The organism is Bacillus sp. WP8 (assembly GCF_000800825.1).
In the GTDB taxonomy this organism is placed as follows: domain Bacteria; phylum Bacillota; class Bacilli; order Bacillales; family Bacillaceae; genus Bacillus; species Bacillus safensis.
The window spans coordinates 3,691,266-3,708,888 of sequence record NZ_CP010075.1; the positions used below are offsets into that span (position 1 = coordinate 3,691,266).

The 17,623-nt window shown below is 39.9% G+C and carries 20 protein-coding genes; 3 read left to right on the forward strand and 17 right to left on the reverse strand.

What is annotated here, in order from left to right; translation table 11 throughout:
- Positions 1-196 precede the first annotated feature (196 nt).
- The 5 genes from rpsR to QR42_RS18620 form a co-directional block, all read right to left on the reverse strand.
- Positions 197-436: a 30S ribosomal protein S18 gene (rpsR, locus tag QR42_RS18600; protein WP_008359105.1), complete on the reverse strand. Its 240-nt coding sequence runs from the start codon at positions 434-436 to the stop codon at positions 197-199.
- A gap of 40 nt (positions 437-476) precedes the next feature.
- Positions 477-1,019 (reverse strand): single-stranded DNA-binding protein SsbA, encoded by a 543-nt coding sequence (gene ssbA / locus QR42_RS18605; RefSeq protein WP_007497456.1) that lies wholly within the window; start codon positions 1,017-1,019, stop codon positions 477-479.
- Between the two features lie 36 nt (positions 1,020-1,055).
- Positions 1,056-1,343 carry a 30S ribosomal protein S6 gene (rpsF, locus tag QR42_RS18610; RefSeq protein WP_024424058.1) on the reverse strand — a complete coding sequence of 96 codons (288 nt, stop codon included), beginning with the start codon at positions 1,341-1,343 and terminating at the stop codon, positions 1,056-1,058.
- Positions 1,344-1,451: 108 nt separating this feature from the next.
- Positions 1,452-2,552: a redox-regulated ATPase YchF gene (ychF, locus tag QR42_RS18615; protein ID WP_039182923.1), complete on the reverse strand. Its 1,101-nt coding sequence runs from the start codon at positions 2,550-2,552 to the stop codon at positions 1,452-1,454.
- Between the two features lie 216 nt (positions 2,553-2,768).
- Positions 2,769-2,975: a DUF951 domain-containing protein gene (locus QR42_RS18620; RefSeq protein WP_008347561.1), complete on the reverse strand. Its 207-nt coding sequence runs from the start codon at positions 2,973-2,975 to the stop codon at positions 2,769-2,771.
- Between the two features lie 294 nt (positions 2,976-3,269).
- Between QR42_RS18620 and QR42_RS18625 the strand changes: the two genes are divergently transcribed.
- Positions 3,270-4,589 carry a hypothetical protein gene (locus QR42_RS18625; RefSeq protein WP_039182925.1) on the forward strand — a complete coding sequence of 440 codons (1,320 nt, stop codon included), beginning with the start codon at positions 3,270-3,272 and terminating at the stop codon, positions 4,587-4,589.
- 15 nt (positions 4,590-4,604) lie between these two features.
- A complete protein-coding gene (locus tag QR42_RS18630; RefSeq protein WP_039182926.1) occupies positions 4,605-5,015 on the forward strand; it encodes a hypothetical protein in 411 nt (136 codons plus the stop codon).
- Between the two features lie 25 nt (positions 5,016-5,040).
- On the opposite strand, the gene QR42_RS18635 is transcribed toward QR42_RS18630, so the two are convergent.
- Entirely contained in the window at positions 5,041-6,096 is a 1,056-nt protein-coding gene (locus QR42_RS18635) for a YkvI family membrane protein (RefSeq protein ID WP_080967203.1), read from the reverse strand.
- 72 nt (positions 6,097-6,168) lie between these two features.
- On the opposite strand from QR42_RS18635, the gene yyaC reads away from it, so the two are divergent.
- Entirely contained in the window at positions 6,169-6,795 is a 627-nt protein-coding gene (gene yyaC / locus QR42_RS18640) for a spore protease YyaC (RefSeq protein ID WP_024424063.1), read from the forward strand.
- Between the two features lie 25 nt (positions 6,796-6,820).
- Here the strand turns inward: yyaC and QR42_RS18645 are convergent, their stop codons facing one another.
- The 11 genes from QR42_RS18645 to rpmH all read right to left on the reverse strand — a co-directional run bounded on the left by QR42_RS18645 (position 6,821) and on the right by rpmH (position 17,152).
- On the reverse strand, positions 6,821-7,675 hold the full coding sequence (locus tag QR42_RS18645; RefSeq protein ID WP_024424064.1) for a ParB/RepB/Spo0J family partition protein: 855 nt from the start codon (positions 7,673-7,675) through the stop codon (positions 6,821-6,823).
- A complete protein-coding gene (soj, locus tag QR42_RS18650) occupies positions 7,668-8,429 on the reverse strand; it encodes a sporulation initiation inhibitor protein Soj (protein WP_008360890.1) in 762 nt (253 codons plus the stop codon). Before soj ends, QR42_RS18645 begins: the two co-directional genes overlap by 8 nt.
- A 235-nt stretch (positions 8,430-8,664) precedes the next feature.
- Positions 8,665-9,492 carry an orthopoxovirus pf05708 family protein gene (locus QR42_RS18655; protein WP_039183420.1) on the reverse strand — a complete coding sequence of 276 codons (828 nt, stop codon included), beginning with the start codon at positions 9,490-9,492 and terminating at the stop codon, positions 8,665-8,667.
- A 127-nt stretch (positions 9,493-9,619) separates the two neighbouring features.
- Complete coding sequence (noc, locus tag QR42_RS18660) at positions 9,620-10,495, reverse strand: nucleoid occlusion protein (protein ID WP_039182930.1); 876 nt, start codon at positions 10,493-10,495, stop codon at positions 9,620-9,622.
- A gap of 105 nt (positions 10,496-10,600) precedes the next feature.
- Entirely contained in the window at positions 10,601-11,320 is a 720-nt protein-coding gene (gene rsmG, locus QR42_RS18665) for a 16S rRNA (guanine(527)-N(7))-methyltransferase RsmG (protein ID WP_039182932.1), read from the reverse strand.
- Positions 11,321-11,333: 13 nt separating this feature from the next.
- Positions 11,334-13,220 (reverse strand): tRNA uridine-5-carboxymethylaminomethyl(34) synthesis enzyme MnmG, encoded by a 1,887-nt coding sequence (gene mnmG, locus QR42_RS18670; protein ID WP_039182934.1) that lies wholly within the window; start codon positions 13,218-13,220, stop codon positions 11,334-11,336.
- Positions 13,221-13,237: 17 nt separating this feature from the next.
- A complete protein-coding gene (mnmE, locus tag QR42_RS18675) occupies positions 13,238-14,617 on the reverse strand; it encodes a tRNA uridine-5-carboxymethylaminomethyl(34) synthesis GTPase MnmE (protein ID WP_039182936.1) in 1,380 nt (459 codons plus the stop codon).
- A 401-nt stretch (positions 14,618-15,018) separates the two neighbouring features.
- The gene (gene jag / locus QR42_RS18680) at positions 15,019-15,642 is read right to left on the reverse strand and encodes an RNA-binding cell elongation regulator Jag/EloR (protein WP_039182938.1); all 624 of its coding nucleotides are present in this window, start codon (positions 15,640-15,642) and stop codon (positions 15,019-15,021) included.
- The gene (spoIIIJ, locus tag QR42_RS18685) at positions 15,639-16,421 is read right to left on the reverse strand and encodes a YidC family membrane integrase SpoIIIJ (RefSeq protein ID WP_087976621.1); all 783 of its coding nucleotides are present in this window, start codon (positions 16,419-16,421) and stop codon (positions 15,639-15,641) included. The genes jag and spoIIIJ overlap by 4 nt, the downstream gene beginning before the upstream one ends.
- Before the next feature lie 158 nt (positions 16,422-16,579).
- Positions 16,580-16,939, reverse strand: a complete 360-nt coding sequence (rnpA, locus tag QR42_RS18690; RefSeq protein ID WP_008360906.1) for a ribonuclease P protein component — start codon at positions 16,937-16,939, stop codon at positions 16,580-16,582.
- Between the two features lie 78 nt (positions 16,940-17,017).
- The gene (gene rpmH / locus QR42_RS19205; protein ID WP_073208224.1) at positions 17,018-17,152 is read right to left on the reverse strand and encodes a 50S ribosomal protein L34; all 135 of its coding nucleotides are present in this window, start codon (positions 17,150-17,152) and stop codon (positions 17,018-17,020) included.
- Between the last annotated feature and the right edge of the window lie 471 nt (positions 17,153-17,623).

Genomic DNA, 17,623 nt, shown 5'->3' on the forward strand with positions numbered 1-17,623 from the left:
GCCCTGACTGCAATTATTTTCTAGACTACCAATATGACAGATCAACCTCATATTTGTATAGAATAAACTGTCACTTTTACATACTTCCCCTCGGTTGACTGCCAAAAACAGTTCTAGCAAAAATAGATGAGGTTCTTAGTGAGACAAATAAAAAAAAGCGAAGAGCTCGGGGCTCTCCGCTTTTTAAGTCAACGACTTACTCACCAGTAACGTATGGAAGTAATGCCATTTGACGTGATCTTTTGATCGCTAATGTCAATTTACGTTGATACTTAGCGCTAGTTCCTGTTACACGACGAGGTAAAATTTTACCACGCTCAGAAACAAACTTTCTAAGAAGATCAACATCTTTGTAATCGATGTGCGTGATACCGTTAGAAGTAAAGAAACATACTTTACGACGTTTCGCACGACCGCCTCTGCGTCCACCTGCCATTTGTTTTCACACCTTTCCTTTAGTCATTTTTTCAGATCAATTAGAATGGCAAATCATCATCGGAGATGTCAATCGGTTTACCATCGTTCGCAAATGGGTCATCATTGAAGCTATTTCCCTGATTACGATTTTGGTTGTTTTGATTGCCATATGGATTTTGACTTGGTTCATTTCCAAATGGATTCTGATCGTTTTGGCTGCCGCCATAATACTGGCCTCCGCTATTGCCACCGCCGCTGTATCCACCTGAACCAGCACCGCCGCTCTTAGGCTCAAGAAATTGAACACTTTCAGCTTGAACTTCTGTCACGAAGACACGCTGTCCTTGCTGATTTTCATAGTTTCTTGTCTGCAAACGACCGTCTACACCGGCAAGACTTCCTTTTTTCAAGAAATTAGCCACGTTCTCGGCTTGTCTTCTCCAAGTAACACAGTTAATGAAATCGGCTTCACGCTCTCCAGATTGATTCGTAAACGTACGATTCACAGCTAGAGTAAACGTGGCTACAGCCGCACCATTAGGCGTGTAGCGAAGCTCAGGGTCTTTTGTTAGTCTTCCGACCAATACAACACGGTTTAGCATATTGAAAGACCACCTTTAAATATATATTTCAATGATTTATACTTCTTCTTTAACAACAATGTGGCGAATGATATCGTCACTGATCTTAGCTAAGCGGTCAAATTCTTGAACTGCTGCAGCGTCAGATTGAACGTTTACGATTTGGTAGAAACCGTCACGGAAATCGTTGATTTCGTATGCAAGACGACGTTTACCCCAATCCTTTGTTCCAGTGATCTCCGCACCGTTAGAAGTTAACACGTTATTGAAACGCTCGATAACTGCTTTTTTAGCCTCATCGTCAACTGTTGGGCGGATGATGTACATAACTTCGTACTTTCTCATCTGATTGCACCTCCTTTTGGTCTAAGCGGCCCTAAACGGGCAAGGAGCAATAAATTATATTACTCACAATTGTATATTATAACAAATCACTTGGCCTATGACAAGAACCTATACGTTAAAACGGAAATGAATGACGTCTCCATCTTTCACTACATATTCTTTACCTTCTAGACGAACTTTTCCTGCTTCTTTAGCAGCAGACATGCTTCCGCCAGCTAGTAAATCCTCATACGCAACCGTTTCAGCACGAATAAATCCACGCTCGAAGTCTGTGTGGATGATTCCAGCACATTCTGGCGCTTTCATTCCTTTTTTAAATGTCCAAGCACGTACCTCTTGCTCACCTGCTGTAAAATACGTAGCTAATCCTAGAAGAGAATAAGATGCTCTAATTAGCTGATCAAGCCCTGACTCATTAATACCAAGCTCTTCAAGGAACATTTGCTTCTCTTCTCCTTCAAGCTCTGCAATTTCAGACTCGATCTTCGCACAAACGACGATGACTTCAGCGTTTTCACCAGCAGCAAACTCACGGATTTGCTGCACATATTCGTTGCCGTCATGATCTGCTACTTCATCCTCACTCACGTTTGCTACATAAAGAACTGGTTTAGATGTGAGTAAATGAAGCTGTTTCACAAGCTTTTGCTGCTCATCTGTAAATTCTACAGATCTTGCCGATTTCCCAGCTTCAAACGCGGTCATTAGCTTCGACAAAATCTCAAATTCAGCTACTGCTTCCTTGTCCTTTTGTTTTGCAAGCTTGCTCACACGAGCTAAACGCTTTTCAACTGTTTCTAAATCAGCCAAAATCAATTCGAGATTAATTGTTTCAATATCTGCAACAGGATCAACCTTACCAGCTACGTGTGTAATGTTATCGTCTGCAAAAGCTCTGACCACGTGACAAATCGCATCTACTTGACGAATATGAGAAAGGAATTTATTCCCTAAACCTTCACCTTTAGATGCACCTTTGACAATACCCGCAATATCAGTGAATTCGAAAGCAGTGGGTACTGTCTTTTTCGGCTGCACCAATTCTGTTAGCTTTTGTAAACGCTCGTCTGGAACTTCTACAATTCCGACGTTTGGATCAATGGTACAAAACGGATAGTTAGCAGACTCCGCTCCAGCCTGTGTAATTGCATTAAATAGCGTTGACTTCCCGACGTTAGGTAAGCCAACAATACCAGCTGTTAAAGCCATTCTTTCATCTCCTCTATATCAAACGTGCTCGTTATACTGCGTAATATGAACCTAGAGCAATTATAAGTAGGTTTACATGAAAAGACAAGCTAACCATCATGCATTTTCAATAGAAGAAACATCGTCAAAAAGAATAAATCAATGCTTCAAAACGGGAAATTGCACCTGGCTTTGCTGTAGAAAAGACAAATTTAATAAAAAAAGCATGAGGCCTACTTAAGCAGTTGGCTCCTCATGCTTGACGAGAATTTTCTTCATTTTTCGTTCAAAATCTCTTCTTGGGATCATCACGCTGTGTCCGCAGCCTTCACATTTAATACGGATATCCATGCCCAAACGAATGACCTTCCACCGATTGGCACCACATGGATGGGGCTTTTTCATTTCAACAACATCATGTAACCCAAATGCTTTGTCTGCCATCAGCCTTCACCTCTCTTGCTCACTTCATTGCATCTATTGTACAAAAAAACGGCGATGGAGGGCAATGCACAAAACAAAGAGTCTCTTTCAATCGTTCATCCTATTCTTTTTTAAAGAAAAAACCCTTCTTTTAGATCATTTTATTTGTGACCAATAGTTACTTAAACTCCGCTTTTTTTCAATATTGTCACAAACACTGTAGGTCAAAAGGTTTTTATTGGTAGAACGCAGTGGTTTTTCCATATTTTTTGATTTATGATATCTGCATAAATGTTATGTGAGGGAGCAGGTACGATGGTCAATCGAAAGGATAGATTAACTGATAAAGAATATAAAATCATATCCGATCATGCTGGAAATATCGACAATTACCAGCAGCACCATACGATAGAAATAGGTCAGCAAACACTCACTGTCCACGATTTTCTAAAAATCGATCAAAAATTATATGGTTTAACGATGCAGCCGGAACAATCAGACGAATTCATCGTCGCTTTTCACTGTCCGCTGCCACATCAAATGACGGTGACATCTAAGCAAGATGTACACAACGCTGCACAGTCATTGCTCAAAACAGATTATGCCTATCCAATTGAAAGAAAGTCCCTTGACAGTAATCAAGAACATGTCTTTTTTAAAGGGAAGGAATACATAGAGAAAGTCTGTCAGACGCATCCGAATGCAGGTATCCATCTCACTGGACAAGCACTTGCCGGTGCTGTTTGTGCTTATGTTGCAACAGAACAGCCAGCTGTCAAAAAAGCCGTCACTTTTGACAGCCCAAATATATGGAGCAGTCTATCGCCTTCGATTCAGCAAAAGGCGCAGCAAGGTCAATATACACACATGTTGACTGAATATATTCAGCCTAGTCATTACGTCGGTTTACTCAATCGTCATGATCAAGGGGTTGGACAAGTCAAGTACACCGTACCGCCAAAGCAGCAAGGCTCAGTCCAAGAATCCGTTAAATACAAAAAAAGAGAAATAGACACCTTTTTAAAATCAGCCTTTGCATCTATGAATATAGAATGGAACGAATCCTTTGATACAAATGCTTTTTTAGCTCTCGTTTCAGGAGAATTTAAAGCAAATGGATATTCATTCCATCCGAATGGATCTGCCCGTATTTTAGATGAACAGCTTGATCATAATACAAGTTTTACAGCCATGCTGCTGCAAGAAATTCATTCTGGACGTGCATATGCACAAAGCGGGCTTGAAATTATCATAAAATCCCATTTACTGAAAAATTCATCCTATGATCTGCAAAGTATTATTGAACATGAAGTACACACTGTATTTGAAAAAATCGATGGAATTGATGAAAGCGTAAAAGACGCCGTTCATCATGTAAAACAAGAGCTCAAAGGACTCGTCGGCTTTGGCCACTATGATTTATTAAGTCATAGTGATGTGGAAGCACTCGTAGAGGAAGTGAGAATGGAACAGACCCATTCCTCCTTTTATTCACACGAAAAACAACTGAATGCCTTGTACACCCTGAGAGATTACGAACAAGAGCTTTCTACCCTTTCAAGACATATGTACACAATGGGTGATGACTACGGCAAGGCAGATAGACGCCTTGCGGTGCAAATGGGTATTCATTAAGAAAGGAGTCATCGCATGATCAATCAAAATAAACCTCCTAGTGACGCCCAGCGTTTCTTGCAAAATGTGAGTGCCCGCCGCTCCATGTCTGTATTTGAAAATCAATCGGCACCACACACACAAACACAGTCTCCTGAAGAAATTGCCGCCATTCAGGCCATGCGCAGAGAAGGACAGCGTAAGGATTTAAAACGGCTGCTCAAAATGCGGCTGCACGACGAATTAGCAAATACACGCGTGCACTTGGAGTATCAGTTGGCTAAAACAGAAGACATGATAAACCAGACGACCATTGTCAAACAACACATTTCCCAGCATTTAAAGGGACAGGCCATTTCTGAATTAGAGGATCGCCTCCAGCGTCTTAAACAAATGCCTGTCTACGATGACATCAAAGAAGCTATTGATTCAATTCAGATCAAATAAGCACAGCTCTTAAAAAGAGAGGTGCTTATTTTATTTTATCAATATAATTTTTAGGGCGAGAAAATATCTTTTTACTTAAAATCGGATACAGCATTAAACAGACGAGCAAATAAAGATTCAACAAACTATAAATTGGATACAAGAAAGCAATCAAATCAGCAAATCCAAGAGATGTTAAAGGTGCCATCAAAAGAAGCATTACCAATACAACCAGCCAGCGGGGCATTCGTACAAAAGAAAGCATCCGGCTGGATAATCCAAATAAACCTGCTGCCGTCGTCGTATAAATGGCTAGACAAAGGACAACCGTCATAAACACAAACAAAGACGCCGGCGCCCCTTCTAATACTGTAAACAAAGGAATTCCCTCTGCTGAAAGGCTTCCAGAAATATCAACCAGTATTTCGTTATACACATACGAGATGACACCAAAAATGAGACCGCTTAATATACTCGCCACTTTGGCTTCCCCAAGCCCCTTCATTTCTTTCCCAACCGAAGACAGCACTGCCACAACGGATAATATATTCAAAGAAGCAAAGACAATGCTGGCAGGCCAATTGTACTGCTGTCCAAAATCAATCCGCCACATATGATCATGGTTCATATAATAAAAAACAAACGCATAGATGAGCCCTGCCACCAAAATTGGTATAATGAAAGCATTCACAGATAAAAGCCCTTTCACATCCCAGAAAAAAATCATAAACGAAAACAAACAGAACGCGCCGATGCCAATCCAAAAAGGCACATGATACATCTCAAGAGTCACCCCGCCGCCGGCAATCATGACCGTCGTTGTCGTGAATAAATAAAGGACAATTAACACGTCATACACCTTAGCCAGCCATGGACCGACAAGCCGCTCCAGCACTGGCACAAAGTGATCGGCACGCACCTCATAACTGATTTTTAACACCACATAGGTAGACAGCATAAACATCAATGTAAACAGTAGAATGGCTAGTCCGCTATCAATGCCAAAAAACTGCCAAATTTCCTGGCCGGAAGCATATCCCGCTCCTATTAAGCTTCCTAAAATTAAAAGCGTCCACCTTGAACCAGCCTTCCACACAATCATCACCTCATAGGTATAGAATTAAGCTTGTTTCCGTATACTGTTACTAACTACTATGACAAGGAAGTGAGACCTATGAATAGCAAGAACGGTCTTTTTTTTAGAAATAGGGTGAAAGAATACGTGTCCCATACGGATACAAATGCCATTCAACAGCTTAAAAGTATTTTATTCTCGCATCTTCAGAAAGCAGGAAAAAGACCCGTTGCCATCGTTTGTATTGGAACAGACCGCTCAACTGGCGACTCTCTAGGTCCACTTGTTGGTACAAAGCTTTCAGGTCTAGATTTGAAAAAGCTTCATGTATATGGAACACTCTCTGATCCAGTGCATGCAGTCAATTTAAAAGAAAAACTCGCTGAAATTGAACAAGCTCATAAACACCCGTTTATTGTAGCGGTTGATGCCTGTTTAGGAAGAGTGAAAAGTGTCGGTTCCTTCCAAATTGGAGATGGCCCGTTAAAGCCTGGAGCTGGTGTGCAAAAAGAACTGCCAGAGGTAGGAGATATTCATATTAATGGAATCGTCAATGTGAGTGGTTTCATGGAATACTTCGTTCTCCAAAACACACGTCTTCATCTTGTCATGTCTATGGCCAATACACTTTCTGAAAGTCTATCTCACATTGACCAAATGGATTGGACGAGAGAAAAAAGCCGGTCTCTTTTTACACCTATTCAAAATATCACTGGGAGAATATAAAAAAGACCATCCTGTATCAAGATGGTCACTCTGATGATTCCCTCGTAGAAAGCAATTCAAGGATTCTTTCTAAATCTTCATTGGAGAGAAATTCAATTTCAATTTTCCCTTTTTTCTTTTGTTTCTTGATCGTCACGGAAGTACCAAAGTAGTTTTGTAAGAAAGACTCTCTTTCTTTCAAAACTCGATCCTTTGGTGCTTCTTTTTTCTTTGTTTCACGTGGAACATTTTCGTTTAACTGCTGCACAAGTTTCTCAACCTGGCGTACGTTTAATCCCTCATCCACGATTTTCTTTACTAAAGGCGCCAGCTTCTTTTTGTTTTTTAAGCTAAGCAATGTCCGGCCATGTCCCATTGATAACGTTCCATTTGCAATCAGCTTTTGTATGTCATCCGGTAAAGTCAACAGACGGAGATGGTTCGCAATATGCGGTCTGCTTTTCCCTAATCGCTTCGCTAATTCCTCTTGCGTCACACTTAGATGATCCAGCAAGGAAGCATACGCTTCGGCTTCCTCTAGTGGAGATAGATCCTCGCGCTGCAGGTTTTCTAAAAGGGCAATTTCTCTCATCAGAGTTTCTGAAAACTCTCGAACGATCGCAGGAATTGTTGTCAGACCAGCTTGTTGTGCCGCTCGAAAACGGCGCTCCCCTGCTACAATGTCATATCCTTTAATCGATTTACGAACAATGATTGGCTGTAAAACACCGTGCTGCTGAATCGATTCTTTCAGATCAGACAACGCATCATCATCAAACGTTTTCCTTGGCTGATACGGATTCGGGCGCAAATCCTTTAGTTTGATTTCTTCAACCGTTTCTTCATTTGAGTCTACGTTGTTAAATAGTGCATTAATACCCTTTCCAAGACCTTTAGCCATTCGCATCCACTTCCTTTGCTAAGTCTAAATAGACATCTGCACCTCTTGAACGTGGATCATACAAGATAATCGGCTTTCCATGACTTGGCGCTTCACTCAGCCTCACATTTCTAGGAATCACGGTTTGATAGACTTTATCTCTAAAGTACTTCTTCACTTCTTCGATAACCTGAATCCCAAGATTTGTTCTGGCATCAAGCATTGTCAGTAAGACACCTTCAATGGCTAGATCGGTATTTAAATGTTTCTGCACGAGACGAACTGTGTTTAACAATTGGCTCAATCCTTCAAGCGCATAATATTCGCACTGAACTGGTATTAAAACGGAATCAGAGGCAGTTAACGCATTAATCGTCAGTAGTCCAAGTGATGGCGGGCAGTCAATAATCATATAATCATAATTCTGCTTAACAGATTCAAGTGCTCTCTTCAGCCTCACTTCACGTGAGATTGTAGGCACAAGCTCTATTTCAGCCCCTGCAAGCTGTATCGTCGCAGGAATGACATCAAGATTCTCGACCTCTGTCGTCTTAATCACATCAAGAACATCTGCATCATCAACTAAAATATCGTACACACACTTCTCTACGTCGGCCTTCTCAATCCCAATACCACTCGTGGCATTGCCCTGCGGATCAATATCAACTAACAACACTCGTTTGCCTATGTATGCTAAACACGCACCCAAATTAACAGAAGTTGTCGTCTTCCCGACGCCGCCCTTCTGGTTGGTAATCGCTATGATTTTTCCCACGATGTCACCCACTTTCAACTTAACAAGTTTCTCATTCATTCATACTTCCTATTCTATCAAAAAAAGTATGAAACGTTTGCTTTTTTTGTTTCCCTATTATAAATTCGTCGGTGAATGTGCCTTTTCGTACATAAAAGGATGAATGAAAACACACCCGAAAAGTATATTGATATATCTTTTTCAAGAAATAGACATGCTCAAAACCCTCACTTTCATCAAAAGTGAGGGTCACGTGTCAAAAGTTTAATTCACCTATTTTACGGCCTTCACTCACAATGACCTTAGGAGTTACTGTTTTATAGCTTTTCTTTTTTAAAAATCCATAGGGTGTCTTAATGGTAAAGTTCGCATGTCCCAATGCGTCCCCTGTTTTGCCATAGGCCTGCCACACAATCTTTGAACAATAAGTCGGATCCAGTGATTGAATGGACATGGTAATGGAGTAGCGAGCCTTCGGATGACCTTTCACATAATCGTGTGCCCATTCTCCTGCTAAATCTGCCTTTTCCTCTTGATTAATTCGAATTACCTTTGTATTGGCACTATAGCGAAACCAGTTATGAATGGAATCTAGTTGCGGATGCTGCCGTAACCCTGGAATAGAAGCATAGCTTTTCTCATTAATGACGATACCTGCATGTCCAACCAACCCCTTCACAGCATCAGTGGTTGTCACCAAAATATCTCCTTTTTTAGGGATAATATCGGTACCAGGATACGGCTTTCCTAAAAGGAGCTTGAGGGTGTGCGGCTTCTCATCCGTCACCAGCTCATCCTGCTTATTTTGTCGTAATCCATAGTTCTTCAAATCATCGTCAGCTGTAATCAAGTCGATCGAATCGTCGGAAGACGCATACTCTTGATTGAATTGCTGTACAGTCACATCTTGAGAAACAGCACCTTGCTCCTTCAGAACGTTCAATTCTTCGTTGGTCATCAAACTTTCATCCGCATGATGAGCCGTTGACGATTTCACAGCGTATATTGTCGCTTCATTTGAAAAAAGAGAAAAAGAAAATAGTAAATAACAAATAATGGCGAAAGTAGTCTTCTTCATCTTCATCAAGTAGTTGTCACCTCCTTTACACTTCTAAAATCATATTTTACCAATTTATAAATATAATGTATATTGAATGTGTGCTAGAAATAAGACAAAAAAAAGCTGACGAGTGGCGCTCATCAGCTTTTTTCTATTTAGGGATTCGAATTGTTAATTGGATATATTCCTCAAACTCTTCTTCCTCGGTATTTATCTTAAGTCCGCTGTCTTCCACCATGTGGAGAGACTGACGAATGGTATTCATCGCAATTCGTGTATCACGACTAAACGCCTTACGTTTTGGCTTCGGTTTGCGATCTGTTTTTTGTTCAAGCATCTTCACTACACGCTCTTCAGTCTGTTTCACATTCAACTGCTTTTCGATGATTTCCTGCAATAGCGCGATTTGTAATTCTGGAAGCTTTAGGGGCACAAGTGAACGTGCATGTCTTTCAGAGATTTTTTTCTCTAAAATGGCTTGTTGTACCTCTTCAGGCAACTTTAAAAGTCTTAATTTGTTTGCAACAGTTGATTGTCCCTTGCCTAAACGCTGAGCAAGCGCCTCTTGTGTTAAATCATGGAGCTCTAAAAGACGTGCATAAGCATGAGCCTCCTCAATAGCAGACAGCTCTTCTCTTTGCAAATTTTCAATCAATGCCACAGATGCCGTTTCCGTATCAGTAAAATCTTTTATAATAGCGGGGATTTTCTCCCATTGAAGAGTCTGTACCGCTCTCCAACGTCTTTCGCCGGCGATCAGTTCATATTTTCCTTCTTCTTCTGTTGGTCTAACAACAATCGGTTGGATAATGCCATGGGTATGAATCGTCGTGGCCAGCTCTTGTATCTTTTCTTCTGAAAAAATGGTGCGTGGCTGAAAACGGTTTGGCATAATTGTGTCGACCGGGAGCTCCTGTATCTCTTCCTTTAATGTATCATGCTCAGCAATCTCTGCCTCTATTTCGGTTTCACGCTCAGGATGTTCTTTGTCACCAAGCCCGAAGAAGCGTGAGAGTGAATGCTTCATGAACCTACACCACCTTTAAAAACTACCTTTTTATAATTCTATTTTCTCATGTTTTTTCCTTCTGTAAAATCATAAATATTGAAGAAAAACCGACCTTTTACATGATCAACCTTCTATTGGTGATTTATTAGGTGTTCCTGGTTTTCTAGGATATTTTTTTGGTGTTTGCTTTTTCTTTTCAATGACAATGATGTTCCGTTCGCTTTCTTCTAAAGGCAGAACAAAGGAATGCTTCTCAACAACCTCTCCTCCGAGGATTGTGACGGCTTTTTTCCCTGCTTGCATTTCTTCGTCAGCGGCAGATGCTTTTAAGGCAACAAACAATCCTTCCTTTTTCACTAGAGGCAGACAAAGTTCGCTCAAGACAGATAAACGTGCAACTGCTCTAGCAGTGACAAGATCATAGCTTTCACGCTTTTCCTTACGTTGTCCAAACGTTTCCGCACGATCATGATAAAAAGTAGTATCTTGTAAGTTTAATCCTTTTGCTAACTCATTGAGAAACGTAATTCGTTTCTGAAGAGAATCAACAATGGTCACATGTAGATGAGGGAAACAAATTTTAAGAGGAATGCTTGGAAAACCAGCACCAGCTCCAATATCACAAATCGTCGTCACTTTGTGAAAATCAATAAAAAATGCTGCTGATATTGAATCATAAAAATGCTTTAAATACACTTCTTCCTTTTCAGTAATGGACGTTAAATTCATTTTCTCGTTCCATTCTACAAGCATGCGGAAGTAGGTTTCAAATTGTTCAAGCTGCACAGGAGAAAGAGTGATCCCTTTCTCCTCTAGTGCTGCTGTAAATTGTTCAATGTTCATGCCGACATCCTTTCTATTCTGCTATCTTCGCAATACGCCCCTGCTCTAAATATACTAAAAGGATAGAAATATCAGCAGGGTTAACGCCTGAAATACGAGAAGCCTGTGCAACAGAAAGCGGTCGGACTTCTTTCAGCTTTTGTTTCGCTTCAGTTGCAATTCCTTTGATGGCGTCATAATCAATTCGGTCAGGAATCTTTTTGTTCTCCATCTTTTTCAGTTTTTCAACTTGCTGGAGTGACTTTTCAATATAACCTTCGTATTTAATTTGAATCTCTACCTGCTCACACACATCAGAAGGAAGCGGTGTTTCAGCAGGAGCTAATTTCACAACAGATTCATAGTTCATTTCTGGACGCTTCATCAAATCGCTTGCACGAATACCGTCCTTCAGCTCACTTCCACCGAGTGAACGAATAAATTCTTGAGTCTCCGCTGTTGGTTTAATGATGACAGAATATAAACGTTTTTTCTCTGCTTCGATGGCTTCTTTTTTCTGCTGGAATGACTGGAATCTTTCTTCAGAAATTAATCCAATTTGATACCCAAGTTCAGTTAATCTTAAATCAGCATTGTCATGACGTAGAAGTAGACGATACTCAGCACGTGATGTCAAGAGACGGTATGGTTCATTTGTTCCTTTTGTGACAAGGTCATCGATGAGAACACCGATATATGCATCAGATCGGCTTAAAATGACTTCTTCTTTACCTAATGCTTTTCTTCCTGCATTAATACCTGCCATAATCCCTTGACCTGCTGCTTCCTCATAACCAGACGTACCATTAATTTGGCCAGCTGTATATAATCCAGAAATTTTCTTCGTCTCAAGTGTAGGCCACAATTGAGTAGGTACAATCGCATCATACTCGATGGCATAACCCGCTCTCATCATTTGTACATTCTCGAGTCCTGGGATGGTTGAAAGCATGCGCTGCTGTACATCCTCAGGAAGACTTGTAGACAATCCTTGAACATAAACTTCCTGTGTATTACGACCTTCTGGCTCTAAGAAAATTTGATGTCTCGGTTTATCATTGAAACGAACCACTTTATCTTCAATGGACGGACAGTATCTAGGGCCAGTTCCTTTAATCATACCTGAATACATTGGAGAACGGTGTAGATTCTCATCAATTATTTGATGAGTCTCTAAACTCGTGTATGTTAGCCAGCATGGCAGCTGGTCAGTAATATATTCAACCGTTTCATAGGAGAATGCCCGCGGGACATCATCACCTGGTTGAATTTCTGTTTTACTATAGTCAATCGAGTGGCTATTCACTCGAGGAGGTGTTCCTGTTTTAAAACGAACCAAATCAAATCCTAGTTCTGCTAAATGATCCGATAATTTAATAGAAGGCTGCTGGTTATTTGGACCGCTTGAATACGAAAGGTCTCCTAAAATAATGCGGCCTTTCAAGAAAGTCCCTGTTGTTAATACAACAGACTTCGCACGATAGTTCGCCCCTGTTTGAGTAACAACACCTTTACATTCATCATCTTCTACAATTAAATGATCTACCATACCTTGCAGCATTGTCAGGTTTGGTTCATTTTCCATTGTTTTTTTCATTTCATGCTGATATTGGAACTTATCTGCTTGCGCTCTTAACGCACGGACAGCAGGTCCTTTCCCCGTATTCAGCATGCGCATTTGAATATGCGTCTTATCTATATTTCGTGCCATTTCTCCGCCTAGAGCATCAATTTCTCTGACGACAATCCCTTTTGCGGGGCCGCCTACGGACGGATTACATGGCATAAAAGCAACCATATCGAGGTTGATAGTCAATACAAGTGTTTTGGCGCCCTGTCTTGCAGATGCAAGAGCAGCCTCAACTCCAGCATGACCGGCACCCACGACGATTACGTCATAATTGCCAGCTTCATAACCCATTTCTTATGTTCCTCCCTTTACTTTCCTAAACAGAATTGAGAGAATAACTGATCAATCAAGCTTTCATGAACAGCATCCCCAATAATTTCACCCAACTGTTCCCAGCAGCGTGTTAAATCTATTTGAACTATGTCGATCGGTACGTCCATTTCAATTCCTTCAAGAGCATCCTCAATTGATTGTTTTGCTGCCTGAAGGAGCGCAATATGCCTTGTGTTACTTACATACGTTAAATCTCCACTTTCAATTGAACCCGTGAAGAATAGTGATTGAATCGCAATTTCAAGCTCATCAATCCCCTTTTCTTGTAATAATGATGTCGTAACCACCGGACGATCCTTCGCTAACTGCTTGACCTTTTCGATATCAAGCTTAGGCTCAAGATCTGTCTTATTCACGATCACGATGATATCCATGCCTGAGACGGCCTCAAATAGTTTGATATCCTCTTCTGACAATTCCTCGCTATAATTGAGCACAAGTAAAATCAGGTCAGCTTCTTTTAAGACCTGTCTAGATCGTTCAACCCCTATACGCTCAACAATGTCCTCCGTCTCACGTATACCCGCAGTATCGACTAAACGAAGCGGTACACCTCTAACATTTACATATTCCTCAATGACATCTCTCGTTGTTCCAGGAATATCCGTTACAATCGCTTTTGTTTCCTGTACAAGACTATTCAACAAGGAAGACTTCCCAACATTCGGTCTTCCAATAATGACAGTGGATAAGCCCTCGCGAAGTATTTTCCCCTGCTGAGACGTCGTTAACAGTGACTCAATTTCCTTTTTCACTGATGTTGCCTTTTCAACTAAGACCCGATGCGTCATTTCTTCAACATCGTCATACTCAGGATAGTCAATATTGACTTCAACATGGGCCAAAGTTTCCAATATCTCGCCGCGAAGTCGTTTAATCAAACCGGAGAGGCGTCCCTCCATTTGAGTAATCGCTACATTCATCGCACGATCTGTCTTTGCGCGAATCAAATCCATTACCGCTTCAGCCTGTGAAAGATCAATTCTTCCATTTAAGAAAGCTCGTTTTGTAAACTCACCTGGCTCCGCTAATCTTGCTCCTTCTCTTAAAGCAAGCTGCAATACTTTATTGACCGTTACAATTCCGCCATGGCAGTTAATCTCAATAACGTCTTCTCTCGTAAATGTTTTTGGCGCTCTTAATACTGACACCATGACCTCTTCTATTACTTGCTCAGTGCTAGAATCCACAATATGACCATAATGAATCGTATGAGAATCCACCGATATAAGTTTTTTCTCCTTAGGACCTTTATACATCCGATCAGCAATCTGTACCGCATCAGGCCCGCTTAAACGAATAATCGCAATTGCTCCTTCACCCATCGGCGTAGAAATTGCTGCAATTGTATCCATCACTCATTCACCTCTTTCTCTACTGAATAAACAGTCTGTTATCTATTAAATGGACAATGTCCATCTCTATATCAAAAACGCTTAATCCAAAATTTAAAGATACCATAAATGAAAGCGAAGTGAAAGTATCCCATATCTAATTATCCACAGCTTTGCATCTTATCTATTTTAACACTTAACTTATCCACATGTGAATAACGACGTTTGAAACTTGTCTTCACATCTTACACCTAAATCCAATAAATTTAAACGCCCTGACCCCTTTACTTACTTGTTAAAATGGCGTTTTACACTCATATCTCACACTTAATTTTTAGAAATAAAGGATGAATCATCTATAAAAAGCAATTTTTCAATAAAAAAAGACTAAAATCCAGCTTTGCTGAATCTTAGCCTTTCTGCTATTTTTTATACAACACCACAACATGACGCTTGCTGCCTGTATCTTCAGATGCCGTTGCAAGTTCTTTAGAGAATGCAGCAATCGCATCATGGACAATTTTTCGTTCATTCGAAGGCATTGGTTCTAAATGAACCTTTCTCTTCGTTTTTAAAACCCGATTTGCTGTTTTGACGGCATATTGTTCAAGTGCTTCTTGTCGTTTCTTCCTATAATCGCCAATATCAATTGTTATATGATGATACTGATCAGAATAACGATTAAACACTAGCTGTACCAACGTTTCTAAAGAGTACAATGTTTGGCCTCTTTTTCCAATCATTAATGACGTTTTATCTCCATCAATGTGGAAAGAAATCTTTTTCGGTTCCTGTTTGGAAATAATCTTTGCTTTAGGATCAATAGACTTAACAATTTTATCTAAATACTGTGTAGCTAATTTAAGTGCATTTATCTTTTCTACTAACTTGACCACAGCTTGTCTTTTACCAAATAATCCTAAAAACCCTTTATTTCCTTCATCTACTATTGTGATTTCTACTTCTTCTTGTAGTAGCTGAATTTGTTTAAGTCCGGAATCTACTGCTTCTTCGATTGTGCGACCGACAGCAGTTATTTCCTTCATTTTTTATTCCCGCCAGCTTTTTCTTTTGTATCTACTTTTACTTGAGGTGTTTTAATCACCAATGTTTGAATGATCATGAAAATGTTACCTACAACCCAGTACAATGAAAGTGCTGCTGGGAAACTAATTGCAAACACAACGATCATAATCGGCATCACCCATAACATGATAGCCATTTGAGGGTTGTCCGAAGGATTTCCAGCCATCATCAGCTTTTGCTGAATGAAAGTAGCTACACCCGCAATAATTGGTAATAGGAACAATGGATCTGGGCTACCTAAGTCAAACCATAAGAATGTATGCTTTTTAATTTCTGCTGTTCTCATAATTGCATGATAGAAACCAATAAGGATTGGCATTTGAATTAAAATTGGGAAACAGCCTGCTAACGGATTGACGCCATTTTTTTGAAAAAGGGCCATTGTTTCCTGCTGAAGCTGCTGCTGTGTTTTTTGATCTTTAGAGCTATATTTTTCACGAAGCTTTTTCAATTCAGGCTGCAATGCTTGCATCGCTTTTGTACTTCTTAACTGTTTAATCATTAATGGTAAAATAAGCAAGCGAATTAGCAGTGTCACAATAATAATCGCTACACCATAGTTTTCACCAGTTAAGTTTGCCATGTACGTGATTAATTGAGATAGCGGGTAAACAATATAAGAATTCCAGAATCCCTTACTATCTGATGTAATTGGTTCATTGATCTGTGTACACCCTGCCAATAAAACCAATACGCCAATCAAGCTAAATATTAGTAATAATCGCCTTTTCAACAAGATTCCTCCCATTACTTCAAACTTTATTTAAGTTGGAATTGATTAAGAAAGTGACTCACCTAATCAGTATGGTAACATTTTTTCTTTGCAAAGTGGTGGTTTCATTTTAATTCACTAGATGAAGGAAGCGCTTTTAAAAATTGATTCAACGAAAGTTTCTATTACGAAGACTTTTTCGGTTGTTGTTGATAAACAGCGGATTTTCTAAATAAATGTTGGAGAGACTTCTTTGTTTCTTCAAAGGTCAATTCACTCGCTGGTTTTCGTGCAATGACTATGTAGTCTTTTTCTTGCTTTAACTTATGACCTTCCTCTAAAAACACCTGACGGATCAGTCGTTTAATTCGGTTTCTTATCACTGCATTACCAATCTTCTTACTGACAGACAATCCTAAACGCAGTTCATCTTGATTTGGCTGATCCAGCTGGTAAATAACGAATTGGCGATTTGCCATTGATTGACCTTTTTTGAACACCTTTTGAAACTCTTCATTTTTTTTTAGCCTGTTTCGCTTCTTCATGTTTTCTTCCACTCCGATAAAAACTGACAGTTCATTTACGATTTTATGTAAAAAAGACCACTGACATTATTCAGTGGCCTAAGCTGATAATTTTTTTCTACCTTTGCTGCGGCGTCGCTTTAAAACTAGACGTCCGTTTTTAGTACTCATACGGCTGCGGAAGCCATGAACTTTACTACGCTTACGGTTATTTGGTTGAAACGTTCTTTTCATTTATGACACCTCCCTGAGGAATAGCTGTTTAAGACAGTCTAACTCATTATATTTGTGTAACCCATCGATTGTCAATATCAATGATAAAACTCTTATTATCAACCTTATAAGCATAACATAAGTTATCAAACGAAGAAACCTTCTTTTTTAGTTTCCAGCATTTTATTCTTTTTTTCCTCCTAAAAGACCTTCAAAACATGGATGTGGATATTTTTCCGGCATATTTAGACTATCCACACCCATTATCGACATTTTTTTCACACAAATAACCGATGTGGATAATTATTTTTCAACAGGATGTAAAGTGTGTGGATAAGTTTGTGACACCCATTGCACCATCTTGTTTATTTTGATATTATATTTGTGTTTTAACTCTTAATTACTTATCTGGCCCATTTATATTATCCACAATTTGTGGATAACCTGTGGAAAGTTATTACACAGCCTGTTGAATTATTTATCCACAGCTTG

Coding starts and splice junctions, on each gene's coding strand:
- rpsR (WP_008359105.1), bottom strand. CDS start 436: ATGGCAGGTGGACGCAGAGGCGGTCGTGCGAAACGTCGTAAAGTATGT.
- ssbA (WP_007497456.1), bottom strand. CDS start 1,019: ATGCTAAACCGTGTTGTATTGGTCGGAAGACTAACAAAAGACCCTGAG.
- rpsF (WP_024424058.1), bottom strand. CDS start 1,343: ATGAGAAAGTACGAAGTTATGTACATCATCCGCCCAACAGTTGACGAT.
- ychF (WP_039182923.1), bottom strand. CDS start 2,552: ATGGCTTTAACAGCTGGTATTGTTGGCTTACCTAACGTCGGGAAGTCA.
- QR42_RS18620 (WP_008347561.1), bottom strand. CDS start 2,975: ATGGCAGACAAAGCATTTGGGTTACATGATGTTGTTGAAATGAAAAAG.
- QR42_RS18625 (WP_039182925.1), top strand. CDS start 3,270: ATGGTCAATCGAAAGGATAGATTAACTGATAAAGAATATAAAATCATA.
- QR42_RS18630 (WP_039182926.1), top strand. CDS start 4,605: ATGATCAATCAAAATAAACCTCCTAGTGACGCCCAGCGTTTCTTGCAA.
- QR42_RS18635 (WP_080967203.1), bottom strand. CDS start 6,096: ATGATTGTGTGGAAGGCTGGTTCAAGGTGGACGCTTTTAATTTTAGGA.
- yyaC (WP_024424063.1), top strand. CDS start 6,169: ATGAATAGCAAGAACGGTCTTTTTTTTAGAAATAGGGTGAAAGAATAC.
- QR42_RS18645 (WP_024424064.1), bottom strand. CDS start 7,675: ATGGCTAAAGGTCTTGGAAAGGGTATTAATGCACTATTTAACAACGTA.
- QR42_RS18655 (WP_039183420.1), bottom strand. CDS start 9,492: ATGAAGATGAAGAAGACTACTTTCGCCATTATTTGTTATTTACTATTT.
- noc (WP_039182930.1), bottom strand. CDS start 10,495: ATGAAGCATTCACTCTCACGCTTCTTCGGGCTTGGTGACAAAGAACAT.
- rsmG (WP_039182932.1), bottom strand. CDS start 11,320: ATGAACATTGAACAATTTACAGCAGCACTAGAGGAGAAAGGGATCACT.
- mnmG (WP_039182934.1), bottom strand. CDS start 13,220: ATGGGTTATGAAGCTGGCAATTATGACGTAATCGTCGTGGGTGCCGGT.
- mnmE (WP_039182936.1), bottom strand. CDS start 14,617: ATGGATACAATTGCAGCAATTTCTACGCCGATGGGTGAAGGAGCAATT.
- jag (WP_039182938.1), bottom strand. CDS start 15,642: ATGAAGGAAATAACTGCTGTCGGTCGCACAATCGAAGAAGCAGTAGAT.
- rnpA (WP_008360906.1), bottom strand. CDS start 16,939: ATGAAGAAGCGAAACAGGCTAAAAAAAAATGAAGAGTTTCAAAAGGTG.
- rpmH (WP_073208224.1), bottom strand. CDS start 17,152: ATGAAAAGAACGTTTCAACCAAATAACCGTAAGCGTAGTAAAGTTCAT.